Raw genomic sequence first — 16806 nt, 5'->3', positions numbered from 1 at the left:
CGAAACCAATGCTCTTCAAAACCGGGTCTAATCCATGCACTACCGATCGATCTCCGACATGAACGACGCGATTATCAGCAACCTTCACCGGCTGCCGCGAGACATCGACCTCGTGGTCGGCATTCCAAGAAGTGGCTTGCTGGCAGCCAACTTGCTGAGCCTTACGGCCAACATTCCGATGACCGACCTGGACAGTTTCGTTGCTGGCAAAGCTTTTTCTTCTGGCTCTACGAAGCGCCAGTCCGCATTGGTTCGCGAAATCTCGGATATGAAGAAGGTTCTCGTAATCGACGACAGTATATTAAGTGGCACGTCCATGAGAAATGCGAGGACAAGAGTCTCCGCGTCTGGAACAGCGGCCGAACTGATATTTTCGGCGGTTTACGGACTGCCTGAGGCCAGGAGCGATGCTGATTTTGTGTTCGAAGCTTTGCCTCCGCCGCGTATCTTTCAATGGAACTTCATGCATCATGGCTTCTTGGAACAGAGCTGCGTCGACATCGACGGCGTGCTTTGCCTTGACCCGACCGAAGCGGAGAATGACGACGGACCAGCATACGAGAAATTCCTGAGCCAAGCGCGGCCGCTCTATGGCCCGACTCGCAAGATCGGATGGCTTGTCACCAGCCGACTTGAAAAATATCGGGCGCTTACGGAGGCATGGCTGACCAGTCAGGGCATAGAGTATGGAGAACTTGTCATGCTCGACCTGCCGAGCAAGGCGCAGCGGCAAAGACTTGGCGCACACGGCTCCTTCAAGGCCGACTTCTACCGCAAATCCGATGCGATCCTGTTCGTCGAAAGCGAACACGCGCAGGCGGCCACAATAGCCAGGCTCTCAGGGAAACCGGTGCTTTGTGTCGAAACGCATCAGGTGGTCTATCCGAACACGCTATCATTGCCTCGACTTGAGCAAATGATGCGAAACGTTCCCCACAGAATCAGAACTGCAAACACATACGCCGGACGAAGGGAAATAGTTGCTAAAGTGGCCCGCTTGACGTTGGGTAAAAACAGATACGAGACCTTACGGAAATGGGTTAGAAAACCCACGTGAAAGTCGGTTTTCAAATCGGTGCATTCGATACCTTATAGATCTTCTTTTCAAACAATGTGCGAATGAGTAGCGGAACCCCACCTATGCGCGCAGTGGCTCTTAACACATTAAATGCAGCCATTGGCCGCTTCCCCAGCAGCTCTCTTTTTACATGGTAAGGGTAGGACCAGATCAACGCGCTGGCCATTTTCTTTCCTATGGAGCTATCCAAAAGCGTGTTGCAGGCAGAAATATAGAGCGAGGTACCTGCCTCCGCGGGCAACCCGAAAGCGTACTCCTCCAATGAGGAGCTCAGTATGTCGCGATCCATCGCCTCCAGGGCCTGGATACGTTCGGCCTTCGCCACATTCATGGCGGAGATCAGATCGTCTGCGGCGTAGGTCCAGAGGCCCTTCCTCGCCATAACAGCACTCCGCTGCAAAAGGGATCGGAACCTTTTCAGACCTGACCGAATCCCACTCCCTTCCTCCGAAGGGAAGAACTCAAATACGTCGTGAGACAGATAAATCTCCTTAAAGAAAACTCTGTCAAACTCCCGCCAGGTTTTTTCCTTCTCTGAGCTTTCAATCTGAAGATTCTGAGACCCACGCACTCCATCATGCACCCTGTGCAGAAACATCAAGCCGGGCACTTGCACCCCAGAATACGTTCGCGATATTCTCAATATCATTTCGTAATCTTGAGATCGAATTAGTCTTTCGTTGAAATCTCCCACAGCATCATAGCACGATTTTCTTACCAACAATCCAGGCTGTATTATAAAGCACTTTGTCATCAAGGCACAATATGTACCCTGACCTGAAATGATGTTACGGAATACGGGTTCGCGACCTTCTACCCCCTCCGGGCCTACTTTGCTGAAAAAATCAAACCACCCATACGAAAACGATGCCTCCGGATTGGAATCTAGAGCATTCTTCAGCTTCTCCAGTGCGTCAGGCAGCGCAAGGTCATCATCATCGAATATCCAGATATAATCCGCATCCGTCGCCATTCGCATCGCCAGATTCAGCGCGCTAGACTTTCCGCCGTTGCTTTTCTTTACGTATTTCACTTCGCTTCCGAAGCCTAGTGCGACCTCTTCAGTTCGGTCTGTAGATCCATCATTCACGATTATGATTTCATCGGGCCTTACGGTTTGGTTCAAAAGGCTTCTTATCGCATCACCTAGATACTCTGCGCGATTGAACGTCGGAATTATCACTGTTGTTCTGGTTGACATCCTGCAGCCCTCTGCAATTTCTGTTGTCTTTTAGGCAGTTTTCGTCAGAATAGTACTGCTGTTTTTCAAACCTAATATGTCTATCAGCTTGGAGATTTGGTATTCACGGTCCATCTCTGGACGCTTTGAATAGGAGAGAGCCGCAGACGACTTTTCGTCGTAGAATTCCTTGTCGTGCCACAGGTTCTTAACCGCCGAGACCCACACCTCTATAGCCGCGTCGGGATCGACAAGTATCCCGCCGGGTCCAATTGCCTCGGGAAGACCTCCAATGTTTGTCCCGACCGTCGGTATGCCGCTGAGGTGCGCTTCTGCCGCGACGCGGCCAAAGGCTTCCTCCCATCGGCTTGGCGCGAGAACAATCTTTGTTAAGCCGTAGACGGTCTTCATGCTTCTGGTTCGTGGTCTAAGCGTCACATTCTCGAGCGCAGCGACTTTCCGCTTTAGACTCTCGCTTTCTTCGTCACTCAGTGTCCATGTTTCAATAAAGCTAAATGGTATTTCGGGGCAGCGCTCGGCGATGGCTAAAGCCGTTTCCAACCCCTTTAGATGATGTGGATTGATGAACGTCACATTTGTGCGCGTGGATATTGTTTGATACTTTTGACGCTCTACGAGAGGGTAAACAACCTCTGCATCTATTCCGTAAATATCTTTGAAGCGCCTCGCTGTAAATTGTGAGTTAGCGATATATGTGATGTTACGCAGTTCCGCCAGACTGCCGCCCAGATCTTCCAGTTCCACATTGTGCAGATAGACGACGACGCGCGCATTCGTCCTGGCTAGGGCAAGCCCGATTTTTACCGGATATCCAGACTGAAGCACGACGACATCAGCCTTGACGCGATCCGCCACTTCCGCCGCTGCTTCCCAGGCGAACCAAGAGCGATAGGTCGGATAGCCCAGTTGGTAATCCACCACATATCGCGTTCGTGCAAGCTTAAGCTTCAGACGGCTTTTGGCGCCAAGCCAGCCCTCGCCGGTAAGTCCCGCAAGAACCGCCACGGAATGCCCCCGGCGAATGAATTCCCCAGCGAGTTCATGCGTGCTGGACTGGGCACCACCTGAGATTTGGGGAATGTATGGATGGGCGCTTGCGAGGAGAATGTTCATGCCGAATTACGCCGCCATTCTGGCGATGCCGTGATATTCGATCGAACGGTGCGCGATGATCTTGGGGTCAAACAGGTTTCGACCGTAGAAGATGATCAGCGTGTTCAGCGCGTCCTTCAATGCATCGAAGGAGAGAGCGCGGAAGCTTTCCATTCGGTGGCAATCAACAATGCATCGGCGCCGCGCTGTGCCACCTCCTTGGCCCCGCTCGCGCAGGCCGTAGATGGCCTGGCAATCCTGCACCGCTTCAAGCTCATCGGCATGCACATTGGCCCCCACCTTCCACAGCGCTTCTATCAGCGTGCGGGCCGGCGCCTTGCGCAAGTACGCGGTATTGTGCCTGAAGGCCAGCCCCCAATGTCCGTTCCCTCTTGAAAAGATGACTTTCATGATTGGGCTCCTTCTCGCATCCCCTGTTCAAAGCAGCAGGACGAAGACGCACGTCTTGACACCGCTTCAGGCATTCTGTTGCATCTCGAAATTAGCGAACGGATTGGTGCATGACTGCCATCCGGTGAACCGGATGGGATCATCGGGCGAACCGCGCCAGGCGTAGTCCGTCAACATATGGAATTCGGCGACCACCCAGCGCTCGAAATGCCGGAGATCGCGCCGCTTCTGTCCAGGCAGCAATGCACGGGCCTGCCCAAGCTTGGTCGTTTCGAGCAACGTGACCGCATCGCTCAGTTTCTCGCCGGGAAATATCCAGGGATTGCGGTTTTGGAACTCCAGCACGAACTGCTCGAGATGCTCTTTGCGGATGTTGAGCCTGCCGAGATATTTTTCGAGTGTGACGCGAACCAGATCCTCGTCCGAAAACGAGGATACGGCCGCGTAGGCCACGCCCGTCGATGCAACTCCGCCAGCCATGATGGCCAGTGCCGAACGCCGCGTGATTTCGATCATCGCATACCTCCCTTCACGCCATCCGGCTCGCTGCCCGCAAGGACAAAGCCGCTGCGGTCAGGCTCGGATTGGCACAGGAACAACTCGGATAGGTGCTGGTGCCGACGACAACCAGGTTCCTCAACCGGTGATGGATCATGTTGCTGTCGATGACCGAATCGGCCGGGCCGGTGCCCATCCGCAATGTGCCCTGGACATGCGATTCCGTGGGCCGGATACCACGGTCGAAAAGCCGTTCGACGGGCAGCGGGGCAAGCAGTCCAGGCAATTTGTCCAGCGCCCGGGCCATGCCCTTGACCGCGTAGTCCGACGGTGCCTTGAAGGAGACGAAGGCGTTGTCTTCCTCGTCGAGGGTGACGAAATTATCGTGATCGAGCAGGTTTTCGGTGACCACGACCAGCGGCAATGCCTGGCGCAGCCGTCCCTTCTCGGCGCGCATCCCGTGCTGCCAGCGGTTCTCGAAATAAACGAGTGCCGCCGCGTGTTCGGACCGGTGAGGACCGTCATAGAGGCCGAAATTGAGGCCAGTGGTGATGGTGCTGCCGTCGAAATTTTCGACGCCGTCGAGATAGACCTCGAAACTCCAGCCATAGGATTCATGCAGGCCGCGCCCGACGAACTCATCCCCCAGCCCGGAGCGCAGCATGATCGCCGCGCTCTGGATGGCATTGGCGCCAAGAATGAACAGATCGCCGCTGACCTGATATTCCTTGCCGTCATGGACGAAGGTGACCGAACGGACCGTGCCGCCGACATGATCGAGCCGCCGCACTTCGGAGCCGAGGCACACCGATATATCGGGGTGCTCGAAGACATGCATCAGGCCGTTGTTGGCGGTGAACTTGGCATCGACCGGGCACAGCCAGCACCGAAGATTGGCGCAGCAGGATGTGCGTTGCGCGGTCGGCACCCGGGCTCGCGCGGTCGGCATGACGAAATGCTGATCGGACTGGGCCGCCTTCATCATCCTGTCTGGCGTCGACATTCGATGCGGCGGCTGCGGAAACGGCCTTGAGCGCGGTAGCATCGCCGCCATATCGGGATCGCCGGAGATCGACATGATGTCTTCGGCGTCGCAATAGAACGGCTCGACATCGGCGTAGCTGATCGGCCAGTCGTTGCCGACGCCGTAGGTGCTTTTCAGCCTGAAGTCGTTGGGATGGAACCGTGGCGTCTGCGCGAACCAGCAATTGGTACCGCCGCCCAGACCGATCGTGTAGTTCCAGGGCTTGTCGGAATTGGTCTTGTAGGTCGTCTCGTCGTCCACGTCGGTGTTGGCGTTCTGGTCGAGCTGCCATTCATGGGTGTTGTGGCGGCCCCACTCGAGCACCAGGATGCGCGCCTTGCGCCGCCTGGCGAACTCATGCAGGAAAAAAGCCGAACCGAAGCCGGAACCGATCGCGATGAGATCAAAATGATCCGTGGTGATTTGCTCTGGCTTTACGTCCAGCACCATTAGCCACGACTCCTTTCCATGCCGGGCGCACCCGCCAAATCCTGCTGCCCTCCCCCCACGCCTGGTCTCACGCCGCCATTCTGCCGATCGAGTGATATTCGATGCCGTGGCGCGCCACGACCTTGGGATCGTAGAGGTTGCGGCCGTCGAAGATGACCGGCGTGGTCAGCGCATCCTTCAGCGCATCGAAGGACGGCGCGCGAAAACTCTTCCATTCGGTGGCGATCAGCAGCGCGTCAGCGCCGCGCAATGCCGCTTCCTTGGTGCCACACAGCGTCAGGTCGTCGCGCAGCCCGTAAATGGCCTGGCATTCCTGCATGGCCTCGGGGTCGTAGGCCTGCACGGTCGCGCCAGCGTTCCAGAGCGCTTCCATCAGCACACGCGCGGGCGCCTCGCGCATGTCGTCGGTGTTGGGCTTGAAGGCCAGGCCCCACAGCGCGAACGTCTTGCCGTTGAGGTTGCCCTTGAAATAGCGGTGCACCTTGTCGAACAGGACGGATTTCTGGTCGTTGTTGCGCTCCTCGACGGCGCGCAGCAGCTTGGCGTCGAACTTGACGCCCTCGGCGGTCTTGATCAGGGCGCGGACGTCCTTGGGGAAACACGAACCGCCATAGCCCAGACCCGGATAGATGAAGTGATAGCCGATGCGCGGATCCGAGCCGATGCCCTTGCGCACCTCCTCGATGTCGGCGCCGAGCTGCTCGGCGAGATTGGCCATCTCGTTCATGAAGCTGATCTTGGTCGCCAGCATGCAGTTGGCGGCGTATTTCGTGAATTCGGCGCTGCGCACGTCCATCACGATCATCTTCTCGTGGTTGCGATTGAAGGGCGCGTAGAGTTCGCGCATCACCGCCTCGGTGTCCTCGCTGTCGGTTCCGACGATGATGCGGTCCGGCCTCATGCAGTCGGCGACGGCCGAGCCCTCCTTGAGAAATTCGGGATTGGAGGCGACGTCGAACCTCAAATCCTCGCGCCCCCGCTTCTTCAGCGTCTCGGCGATCCTGGCCTTCACCTTTTCGCAGGTGCCGACCGGCACGGTCGACTTGCCGACGACGATCTTGGCGGTATCCATCTCGCGGCCGATGGTCTCGGCGACGGCCAGCACATATTTGAGGTCGGCCGAACCGTCCTCGCCGGGTGGCGTGCCGACGGCGATCATCTGGATTTCACCATGCCTGACGGCGGCCGCCGCATCGGTGGTGAACTTGATGCGGCCGGCGGCGTGATTCTCCTTGACGATGCTTTCAAGGCCTGGCTCGAAGATCGGGACAAAGCCCTGGTTGAGCCGCTCCACCTTGCTTGCGTCGACGTCGACGCAAACAACCTGGTGGCCGACCTCGGCAAGCACCGCCGCCTGCACGAGGCCGACATAGCCAATTCCAAACACCGTCAAGTTCATTCGGTTTCATTCCCATCCAGGGCAGCGGACCGCTTCTGGGCTCTGCCGGTTCAATTCGTCTTTCCCAACTTGTTTACACCGCACACCAGCGATTCCGGAAACTGGCAGGGCTGGAGGGCGGTGAACGTAACAGTTCGACCAAAGCTTGCGGCCCGGGTCCGCGAATGCTCCCATCCAGCCCTTCGTCGTGTCGCTGCCCCAAAGGCTGAAGCCAGGCCGGACCGCCGGCCGAAATGCAGGGTCGAACGGGCGTCGATTGCTGTGGACATGATTTTTGGATCCGGATCCCGCGCCGCCACCTTCACCCCCGGCCGACTCCTGCCTGCCTGGCCGATTCGACCGTGGCTGCCAAATCGGTGGCTGCATTCTCACCGAAGACCACGTCCAGCGAATGACGGAGTTCGCGCATCATGCCGCTCTGGCGCGACAGTGCCGCGATGCGGCGCTCGCTGTTCAAGATCGACTGCGTCAATGCGCTGACTTCGGACGAGCGGCGGTCGGAGGCGGAACCGTTTTCCATCGCTTCGACGAGGAAGGCCGCGTTGGTCGCCTCCTCGCGGTAGCGGCTCTCCAGGCCGGTTTTCTCGGCATCGATTTCAGCCGCGATTTGCTCGAACAGCTTCGCCAGCCGGTCCAGGCGCGCAACGTCGGTCTGCCCGTCGCGGACCGGATCCCTTGATCTGAAGCCGAATATCGAGGCCATGACCATAAACTCCCGTCATCGTCGGCTTTCTGGGCCGGCTTTCCGCCGGGCCACGGGCCGTTCCCCGCAGCCGGGGCTGAAAAACTGGTACCGCGTCGTCCAACTCCTCTGATGAAGAGAGACTTCGGACCAGTCCGGTCGGGGGCAGTTCGGCTGGTCGTTAATTTGCTGCACCGCAACATAGACTGCCATCCCCGGAGCCGAGAGGCAACCACCAATTCGTAAACTCATAAATCCGGTCGAAATGGTTGCGTGGTGGGCTCGCGGCCGGCAGGCAACACCGAGCGCTCCCCTGCCTTACGGTCCCTTGCCCGTGCTGGTTCCGGCCATCAGGAAACGCAGCGCTGGCACGTGCTTGTTCCTCGATACGAGGCCAACACTGCGAAACAGCGCCTCGAGTTTGTCGGATGCGACGCCCTGGACGATGGGAATGAGGTTGGACTGGCTTGCGAAGGCGTAGGCCGCGGCCGAAGCCAGGCCCCGCTCGGCCTTCACGTCGAGGAAATTGCGCAGTCGGTATTTGTCGCGCACATGCCTCTCATGCCGCCGCAGTACCGCCTTGGACCGTTCCGGCAGGCTGTCGATGGCCAGTAGCGCCAGATCGGCATCGGCCAGCCGCTTCAGGTCCTGCGTCTTGTGGCGGCCGCTGAGCGAATCGGCGCGCACGACGGCGCCGTAGCCGCACGAACGGATGACCTTGAACCGTGCCCCATGGGCGACCGCCCGCGCGTAAAGCTCATAGTCCTCGCCCAGTCGCAGGCCTTCGTTGTAGCGCAATCCGTGGCGGTCCAGGAAGGCACGACTGATCACGGGCTTCAAGAAGCCGAGTTCGCCTCTCTGCACACTGCGCCTGGAGATGTTGCCTTCCACGAAGCGTTCGAAATCCAGGAATTCCGGATCGGCGGCAAAATCCGGGGCGACGATCTTGGTCGCATCCTCGGTCGTGTCATCCCTGATGAGCATGATGTTATCGGCGGCAAAATCCCAATCGGCGCCTGCAAACAGGTTACGAAACCGGCCCTTCAGGAAGAAATCGTCAGCGTCCAGAATGCTGACGAACGGCGCTCGTGAGCCGGCGATCGCGGCATTGCGGGCAAAGGATGGGCCGCGATTGACGTCGAGGCGCATGACCGCAAGCCGGCCGCTGCCATCGTCGGCGGAGCGGGCGACCTCGGCCGTGTTGTCGGTGGACCCATCGTCGACGACGACGACCTCCACCACTTCCGGTTCGCGTAGCGCGGATGCGATGGCAACCGCGATCGTGGCCGCCGCGTTCTTGGCCGCGATGATCACGCAGACCTGGGATTTCGTCATCGACATGAATTCGCCTCTTGCACAGGTTCCGTTCTGCCCTCGCCCTGTACGTATTCGATGTCCGCGCCATCACGGGCCGGCCGGCCGTTCGAAGATGCGGCGGCTGATGTCCGCCGACGCGGCCCAGCCGGCCTCGGCCAGATAGCGGATGGGAGCCCGGCCACACAATTCCCACAACACCGTCCGCCGCTGCGGCCAACGCAGCGACGACAGCCACGGCGCGATGACCATGTTCAGCAGGTCCCCGTTGCCGATGCGCGACAGGATCGGCTTGGCTCGCTCCGACAGAAGCGTGCCGGTGCCGCCCAGCAACACGTCGGCGGCGCGCAGGCCGAGCAACAGAGTGTCCTCCAGCCCCTGGCTCGCCGCGGCATCGAGCACACGCTGTTGATCGGCCTCGTCGAGGTGGCTGGCGCTGGCCCTGATATCGCAGACGTAGCCGGCGCAGGGCTCACGGTTGAACAAGGCCTTGGCGACGCTGATGCAGGACAGCATCAGCGTGTCGGCGGCCGACGTGAACGGAACTTCGGCGCCAGTGATCTCGACAAGACGTTTTCGCCGCAGGAACCCTTCGGCATCGCGCGGGCTGGGCGAGCCGGGCTGCTGGAGCCGGTAATGAAGATCGACCGTGGACGATCTCGACCCACTGCCGCGAACCATGTGCTGTTCGCCGAGGAAGCGGACCCACCAGACCGAACGCGACTTGCCTGACACCTCGTAGCCGATCGAGCGCAGCGCTTGGCGTGCCCGCAAGAATCCGGCAGGCGAAACCAGGATATCGACATCGCCCGAAGGCTTCATGAAGTGATCGTCGTAAAGCAGATGCTGCTGGAACGGCCCCTTCAAGAAAACGAAATCGATCCGCCTGTCGTGCAGCGCCTCATGGATGGCCATCGAATCCATGAGGCAGGCGGCGTTCATCGAAACCGTCCTCCTGCGATAGGCCTCGAGCCACTGGTGGAGTTCGGCCGGCCTCTCGTGCGCCGGCGCACGCGACAGCGCCTTCAGAACGAAGATAGCGACCTTGTTCAGCCTGGCGATATCGGTGATGGCAGCGTTGGAAAGGCCCAGCGTCGACACGTCGCCGGCCGAGGCGGCCGGATTCGCGAAATACAAACGTAAGCAGGCTTGCACATAGGCGATTTCATCGGCGCAGTCGGTCGCGCGTAGTGTTTCGTAAGAGCTTTCCGGCAAGGCCATTGAGCGCACGGTCTCCAAAAGCGGTTTGCGCGATGCGTATGCTGCAAGTGCGAAGCAAAGCATCCTCAAAAACCGCGGCGCCGTAAAGTCTTTCCTTTCGCGGCGCGGGGCTTTGCAACCATAGCGTTTGCCGGCTTCCCGCGAAAGTGGAGAGGCGCGTGACTGCGTTCCAACCCTGTCGCGGCGCGTCAACCGAGCTATCGGCGATGGTCAACTGAAAGGGAGATATAGTTTAGCGTCCTCTAAGATCAATCGCCTGGATGAATTTCATTTAAGGTAATCAAATCAGCTATTTACATGGGTACCGGAAGCAAGCGCCGATTTCATGCGGCTCCACCTCACGAGAGGCGTGATCGACACACGACGAGTGACGTTCGCAACCCATAATTGATTAACGTCCGGTAAATCAGGCTTGACTCATAAATGTTGCTGTGCAGCTATTGCAATGCAGCATGAAAGTGCTGACGGCAATCGACAGGCCGTTTCCAGTCCTTGATAGGAGCGTAAAATGGAACAGAATGTTGAAAAGCAGGAGTACGAAACGCCAAACCTGACGGTACATGGTTCAATTGAAACCATTACACAGGGCGGGGCATCCGGTGCGGTAACGGACGCAGCATTCCCGGCGGGAACGCCTTTCCAGGACATTACCTTCTCTTGAGCCTACCGCGGTTTCCAGAGCGACTTCGTTGGGACTCTGGATGTCAAAAAGTAAGAGGGTCGGGGGCTCACAAGCCTCCGACTCCGCCTCACGGCTTGGAACGCGTAGTGTAAAGGTTTTGCGATGAGCTGGGACCCATCCAATCACGATTTGGCCGACCACGATGTGGTGAGCGCGACCAAGGATGCAGTGGCCTGCGAATTCGGCGAAGGCCTCGCGCTTCTCAATCTGAAATCCAACATTTATTACAGCCTAAACGGTGTCGGCGCCTTCATCTGGGAAATGATCCAGGAACCCAAGCCGATCGCCGACATCCGCAGCGCCGTTGTGGCACGCTACAATGTCGACGCCGAACGCTGCAAGGCCGACGTCGAGGCACTGCTGAAAGGGCTGGCGGAAAACGGGCTGGCGAGGCTTGAGCATGGGTCCCTCGCCTAGGCAGGTGTCGCAAAACGCCATGATAGCGCGGCAAAGACCTGTTACGCAAAGAAACCCCAGGCCGATGACGCGGCGACCTGGCAGGCGAAACCTGGCCCGGATTTTGTCCATGAGCGGCTCGGAAATGCTTTTCCTGTGCCGCTGCCTGCTGGTGGTCGCGACCGTCCGGCTCGGGCTGACATTGTTCTCCTACAACCGGGTCCGCGCGATGGTGACGCGGCACAACGCGCGCCACTGTGCCAGCATGGGCGAGTTGCGGCTTGTCGCCTGGGGAGTTACAGCGGCCGCACGGTTCGTACCTGGCGCCACATGCCTGACGCAGGCGCTTTCGGGCCAGTACCTCCTCGCGCGCAAGGGCAATGCTTCGAATATCCGCATCGGCATCGAGCGCGGCACGGGCGAGCAATTGAAGGCGCATGCCTGGCTGGTCAGCGACAACCATATCGTGCTTGGCGGATCCGTCGAGGGTTTCGCCCATCTGGTCGACCACGGCAGCCGATGAGCGGCGTGGCCGGAATCCTGCAGCGACAAGGCCCCGCGCCGGCTGAAGCGGCGGGCGGCATCCAGCAGATGCTGGCGCGCATGCGTCATCGTGGTCCCGACGGAAGCTCCTGGTGGCTGGACAGCGGCATCGCGCTTGGCCACGCCTGGCTTAACACGACCGACGAAGCCGGCCCCGGCCCGCTGACCATGGCCGGCGGCAAGCTCGCCATCACCGCCGACTGCCGGCTCGACAACCGCGATGAGCTGCTCGCCAGGCTCGGCATCCGGGACAGGTCGGTCGCCGACGCGGCATTGCTGATGCGGGCCTATCTGCGCTGGGGCGAAGCCTGCCCCGTGCACCTACAAGGCGATTTCGCCTTTGCCGTCTGGGATGCCGAGCGGCAGATCTTGTTCTGCGCGCGAGACCATTTCGGGGTCAAGCCATTCTACTACCACGCGGCGGACCGACGCTTTGCCTTTGCCTCCGAGATCGGGCCAGTTCTAGGACTGGACGGTGTCGATGCGCGCCTCAGCGAGCACCGGATTTCGGGATTCCTGGCCGGGCTGCCCGACGACCCCCAGTCCACGCCCTACACCGACATCTTCGCCCTGCCGGCGCGTCACAGCCTCACCGTCACGGCGCAACGCCTGGTGCTGCGCCGGTATTGGCAGATCGAGCCATCAAGGCGTGTGCCGCGCTCCGATGCAGCTGAGGAATTCGCGCATCTGTTCTCGCAATCGGTCCGCAACCGCATGCGGGGAAGTCCGTCGGTCGGCGCGATGCTGAGCGGCGGCCTCGATTCCTCCTCGATCGCCTGCGTGGCCGGGCTGCAAAATGCGGCCGAGTGCAAGCCGAAGCTGCCGACCTTCTCACTGATTTTCGAGAAGGGTTCGTCGATGGACGAGCGCTCCTTCATCGAAGCCGTGCTGGATCAGCAGAAGGCCGACCCGACGCTGATCCCCGTCGGCAATTATGCACCGTTCGCTGAATTCGACCGGGTTCTGGAAGAACAGGAAGGCACCTTTCTGGCGCCGGGCCTGACGCTGACGCGCGGCATCTACCGGACCGCGGGCGCCAAGGGTATCAAGGTGCTGCTCGACGGCCACGGCGGCGACGAGGTTGTTTCACAGGGACATGGCTATCTGCACGAGCTTGCCAATGGCGGCAGATGGCTGGACCTCTGGCGCGAGGTCCGCAGCGCTTCCAACACATACGGCGACAGCACGCTCGGCCTCTATTTCCAGTTCCTCACGATATACGGGCCGGCCTGGCGCATCGCCAAGCTGAGACAGCTCGGGAGCCGAGCCCTGAACAGGCTCCGCGGACCTGCCCAATCGCAGCGTGGCCGGAGCTGGCGCGACCTGATCAATCCGGACCTTGCCAGGCGAACCGAGCTCATCGACCGGTTCCATCGAGCCGGCTATATGCCGCCCGGCGTCCAGGCCAGCGATGCACTCAGCCATCGCTGGATCCTGTCCAACGGCTATGTCCCGCATTCTTTCGAGGTTCTGGACAAGGCCGCCGCCAATTTCGGCGTCGAGCCGCGTTATCCGTTCTGGGACAAGCCGCTGGTCGAATTCTGCCTGGGGCTGCCGGGCGAGCAGAAGCTCCGTCACGGCTTTGGTCGCTACGTGCTGCGCCGTGCCATGGAGGGTATCCTGCCGGCCGCGGTCCAGTGGCGGCGCGACAAGATCAATTTCACCGCCAATCTGGTCAATGGCATGGTGCGCAACCACCGCGACCTGCTGGAGCAATTGCTGGTTGGCGACGCGGGCCGCATCGCGCCCTATGTCAACCTGCCGCAGGTCAATGCTGCCTATGGGCGGCTGATGCGCCAGCCGGACCAGGCGGCGGCGCTCGATATCCAGTATGTCTGGCGCTCGGCGTCACTGTCGCTATGGCTACGGCAGGTCCAGCATGGCGGGAGCGCCGCATGATGTCTCGCCATGAGCCGTTTCCCGGCGATCTCGACCTTCTGCCCCAGCGCGGCGGCATCGCGGGAGAACGACATTACTACCGCGCCTACGGGCTGATCATCGCGTCCGACCTGTCGCTGCCCGAGCTGGAGCCGGTGGAACCGGGCGCGGCCGACATCGAGATCGCCATCGGCCCGATCGATATGCCCAAGCCTTCGGCGGAGGCCGCGACAATCTTCCGCTTCGAGCCCAACCGGCAGTACCTGGCCTGGGAGGCCGTCGGCGCATTCCTGATCAGCGACGCCCGCCGCATCGATGTCCAGCCGGCACCCGGCGTCGACGACGCCTTGCTTGCCTTCCCGTTGCTGGGGCCGGTGTTGGCGCTGCTTCTGCACCAGCGCGGCCTGCTGGTTCTGCATGCCAGCGCCATGGCCGTGACCGGCAGAGGCGCCATCTTCATGGGCGACAAGGGCGCCGGCAAATCGACGACGGCAAGTGCGCTGATCCGGGCCGGACACGATCTGCTTACCGACGACGTCGTGGCGCTCGACCTCGCAGACCCGAACCAGCCGATGATCGTTCCGGGATTTCCGCAGATCAAGCTTGCCGCCGATGCCGCGGCGGCGATCCCGCTTGGGCAGGCGCAAGTGCGGCCGCAAGTGCATCCAGCGATCGAGAAGATGCAGCATCGCCTGCACGGCGCCTTCTCCGGCCATAGGGTGCCGGCGGCCAGGATCTACATCCTCGAGCGTGGGGAAAGGGCCGGGATCACCTCCTTGCCTCACATCGCCGCCTTGCCGGCCATCATCAAATTCTCCTACGTGACGCGTTTCGGGCGCGCGGCGCTCTCCGGCGATTTCGCGGCGATGCATCTTCGCCACTGTTCAGCAGTCGCTAACCATGTCGGCGTGTGCCGGCTGGACGTTCCCACGGGCATCGACAGGATCGGCGAGGCTGTGGCGCTGATCGAAAAGGAACTGGCTGGAGATGCCTAGGTCGTCGGTCTTCAGCCTGTCGCTGTTTCGCGATGTCGCCGCGTTCGGCGCCGCCATCGCCCAGATCGGCGGGCGGCGAGCCTGGACGGCGCTGCTGTTCCTTATCCTCGGCAGCCTGACGGAAGGCGTCTCGATCCTGCTGCTGGTTCCGCTGTTGCATCTGATCGGGCGCGCGGACCAGGATTTCGCGGTCAGGCTGCCGAACATCGATTTCGTGCGCTGGCTGGTGCCCGGCGGAACGCTGCAATTGACCACGGTGCTTTGTGCGCTGGTCGTGCTTGTTGCCGTGCAGGCGGCCTTCAACCGCTTCAAGTCGGTCTACATGGCAAGGCTGCTCTTCGATTTCATCAACCGTTTGCGCATGAACCTGTTCGAGAGCATCGGCAAGGCGCGGTGGGGGGTGTTCACGCGCATGCGCGGCTCCGATCTCGACCATGCGCTGACCGGTGACATCGACCGCGTCCAGGGCGCGGCCTTTTCCCTGCTGATGCTGGTGCAGATCACTATCCTCCTGGCGGGCTATCTCGTAATTTCCATGTTCATCTCGCCGGTCATGACCCTTTTTGCGGTGGTCATCGGCATCATGATGTTCATAGCGCTGCAACCGTTTCGCTCGCGGGCCACCGCTTTCGGCCGGATCCTGACGACCAATCGTCAGGACCAGTACCGCACGGTCTCGGAATTTCTCGGCGGCATCAAGGTGGCCAAGAGCCTGAATGTCGAGGCCAGCTATTTCGCGCAGCTTCAGGCAACGCTTGAAAAGATGAAAGCCGATAACATCGCCTATGTGCGGAACAGTTCGATCGGCACCGCCGTGTTCCAGGTGGCGAGCGTCGTGGGCTTGAGCCTGTTCATTTATGTGGCGCTGGTTCGCTTTCACCTGTCGCTGGCCGAGATCGTCGTGCTGCTCCTGGTCTTCATGCGCATCGCGCCGCGCTTCATGGACATGCAGATGCAGGCCCAGCAGGTGCTGATCAACCTGCCGGCCTATACGGCAATGCGCGGCCTGCAGGCACGTTTCGACGCCGAGCGGGAGCCTGGCCATGTCGAACCTGGGGATGCCCGCAAGCTGGTTCTCGATACGGGGCTGAACATTCGTGACGTCTCCTTCGCCTATGACGACGGCGCCGGCAAGGCGGTGGTGAGCGACATCACTTTCGGCCTTCCGGCCGGCAAGGTCACCGCCCTGATCGGCCCGTCCGGGTCAGGCAAGAGCACGATCGCCGACATGCTGCTCGGACTGCTCGAGCCAACCGCCGGCAAGATTCTCGTCGATGGCGTCGAGATCGATGCCGGCAATCGCCGCCGCTGGCGCGATCAGGTGGCCTATGTGCCGCAGGACGTGTTCCTGTTGCATGACACGATCGCGGCGAACCTGCGTCTTGCTGCGCGACAAGCCAGCAACGACGAACTGTGGACGGCACTGCGCGCCGCCCATGCCGGTGAATTCGTCGAACGGCTCGACCTGGGGCTGGAGACGGTGGTCGGTGACCGGGGCGTGCGCCTTTCGGGCGGCGAGCGTCAGCGCATCGCGCTGGCGCGCGCGCTGTTGCGCAAGCCCGCGCTGCTCATCCTGGATGAGGCAACAAGCGCGCTCGACTGGCGGAACCAGTCGCTTATCGCCAGGTCGATCGACGGCCTTCGCGGCACAATGACGATCCTGACCATCGCGCACCGGCCTTCGATGATCGCCTTCGCCGACTGGGTGGTGGCGATGGAAGACGGCCGGGTCGTTGAAGTCGGGCAATATCAACGGTTGAAGGCGAAGCCGGGCAGCCGGTTGTCCAGAATGCTGTCGGGAGAACAGTCGCAGACCGAACCCGCAGATGTGGCCTGAGGACGCTGAAGTTCCCGCGGGACCGGCTCAGCGTTTCGGTTGATATCGCGAGCCGCTGTAACTCTTTGTTTTGACGCCATTCCCCGGGGGAAAGCGCTATGATTC

Annotated in this window: 16 protein-coding genes; 7 read left to right on the top strand and 9 right to left on the bottom strand. The window is 60.5% G+C overall.

The features are described 5' to 3' along the window. Positions 1–58 precede the first annotated feature (58 nt). Entirely contained in the window at positions 59–1057 is a 999-nt protein-coding gene (locus LB556_RS24735; protein WP_224570220.1) for a phosphoribosyltransferase family protein, read from the top strand. A 10-nt stretch (positions 1058–1067) separates the two neighbouring features. Here the strand turns inward: LB556_RS24735 and LB556_RS24730 are convergent, their stop codons facing one another. From LB556_RS24730 to LB556_RS24685, 9 genes are all read right to left on the bottom strand, one after another. Continuing rightward, the gene (locus LB556_RS24730; RefSeq protein ID WP_224570219.1) at positions 1068–2279 is read right to left on the bottom strand and encodes a glycosyltransferase family 2 protein; all 1212 of its coding nucleotides are present in this window, start codon (positions 2277–2279) and stop codon (positions 1068–1070) included. Between the two features lie 30 nt (positions 2280–2309). Next, the gene (locus tag LB556_RS24725; protein WP_224570218.1) at positions 2310–3392 is read right to left on the bottom strand and encodes a glycosyltransferase; all 1083 of its coding nucleotides are present in this window, start codon (positions 3390–3392) and stop codon (positions 2310–2312) included. 6 nt (positions 3393–3398) lie between these two features. Then, entirely contained in the window at positions 3399–3782 is a 384-nt protein-coding gene (locus tag LB556_RS24720; RefSeq protein WP_224570217.1) for a UDP binding domain-containing protein, read from the bottom strand. A gap of 66 nt (positions 3783–3848) precedes the next feature. Beyond that, positions 3849–4298: a hypothetical protein gene (locus tag LB556_RS24715; RefSeq protein WP_224570216.1), complete on the bottom strand. Its 450-nt coding sequence runs from the start codon at positions 4296–4298 to the stop codon at positions 3849–3851. A 13-nt stretch (positions 4299–4311) separates the two neighbouring features. Continuing rightward, positions 4312–5754, bottom strand: coding sequence for a GMC oxidoreductase (locus tag LB556_RS24710; RefSeq protein ID WP_224570215.1), 1443 nt, complete (start codon positions 5752–5754; stop codon positions 4312–4314). Positions 5755–5821: 67 nt separating this feature from the next. Continuing rightward, positions 5822–7153, bottom strand: coding sequence for a UDP-glucose dehydrogenase family protein (locus LB556_RS24705; protein ID WP_224570214.1), 1332 nt, complete (start codon positions 7151–7153; stop codon positions 5822–5824). 301 nt (positions 7154–7454) lie between these two features. Further along, the gene (locus LB556_RS24695) at positions 7455–7856 is read right to left on the bottom strand and encodes a hypothetical protein (RefSeq protein ID WP_224570213.1); all 402 of its coding nucleotides are present in this window, start codon (positions 7854–7856) and stop codon (positions 7455–7457) included. Positions 7857–8153: 297 nt separating this feature from the next. Further along, on the bottom strand, positions 8154–9176 hold the full coding sequence (locus tag LB556_RS24690) for a glycosyltransferase family 2 protein (protein WP_224570212.1): 1023 nt from the start codon (positions 9174–9176) through the stop codon (positions 8154–8156). 63 nt (positions 9177–9239) lie between these two features. Next, positions 9240–10370: a nucleotidyltransferase family protein gene (locus LB556_RS24685; protein ID WP_224570211.1), complete on the bottom strand. Its 1131-nt coding sequence runs from the start codon at positions 10368–10370 to the stop codon at positions 9240–9242. A gap of 508 nt (positions 10371–10878) precedes the next feature. Here LB556_RS24685 and LB556_RS24680 point away from each other — a divergent pair. The 6 genes from LB556_RS24680 (at position 10879) to LB556_RS24655 (ending at position 16701) form a co-directional block, all read left to right on the top strand. Next, the gene (locus LB556_RS24680) at positions 10879–11031 is read left to right on the top strand and encodes a lasso peptide (protein WP_224570210.1); all 153 of its coding nucleotides are present in this window, start codon (positions 10879–10881) and stop codon (positions 11029–11031) included. A gap of 123 nt (positions 11032–11154) precedes the next feature. Continuing rightward, on the top strand, positions 11155–11469 hold the full coding sequence (locus LB556_RS24675; RefSeq protein WP_224570209.1) for a PqqD family protein: 315 nt from the start codon (positions 11155–11157) through the stop codon (positions 11467–11469). A 109-nt stretch (positions 11470–11578) separates the two neighbouring features. Further along, complete coding sequence (locus LB556_RS24670) at positions 11579–11971, top strand: lasso peptide biosynthesis B2 protein (RefSeq protein WP_224570208.1); 393 nt, start codon at positions 11579–11581, stop codon at positions 11969–11971. Further along, positions 11968–13890 (top strand): lasso peptide isopeptide bond-forming cyclase, encoded by a 1923-nt coding sequence (locus LB556_RS24665; RefSeq protein WP_224570207.1) that lies wholly within the window; start codon positions 11968–11970, stop codon positions 13888–13890. Before LB556_RS24670 ends, LB556_RS24665 begins: the two co-directional genes overlap by 4 nt. Beyond that, positions 13887–14864 (top strand): serine kinase, encoded by a 978-nt coding sequence (locus tag LB556_RS24660; RefSeq protein WP_224570206.1) that lies wholly within the window; start codon positions 13887–13889, stop codon positions 14862–14864. The genes LB556_RS24665 and LB556_RS24660 overlap by 4 nt, the downstream gene beginning before the upstream one ends. After that, positions 14857–16701: an ABC transporter ATP-binding protein gene (locus LB556_RS24655; protein WP_224570205.1), complete on the top strand. Its 1845-nt coding sequence runs from the start codon at positions 14857–14859 to the stop codon at positions 16699–16701. Before LB556_RS24660 ends, LB556_RS24655 begins: the two co-directional genes overlap by 8 nt. Positions 16702–16806: the final 105 nt, after the last annotated feature.

It is taken from the genome of Mesorhizobium sp. ES1-4 (genome assembly GCF_020164745.1).
Lineage (GTDB): Bacteria > Pseudomonadota > Alphaproteobacteria > Rhizobiales > Rhizobiaceae > Mesorhizobium.
The sequence above is the reverse complement of the archived record's forward strand: the minus strand, read 5'-3'. Positions and strand labels throughout refer to the sequence as shown.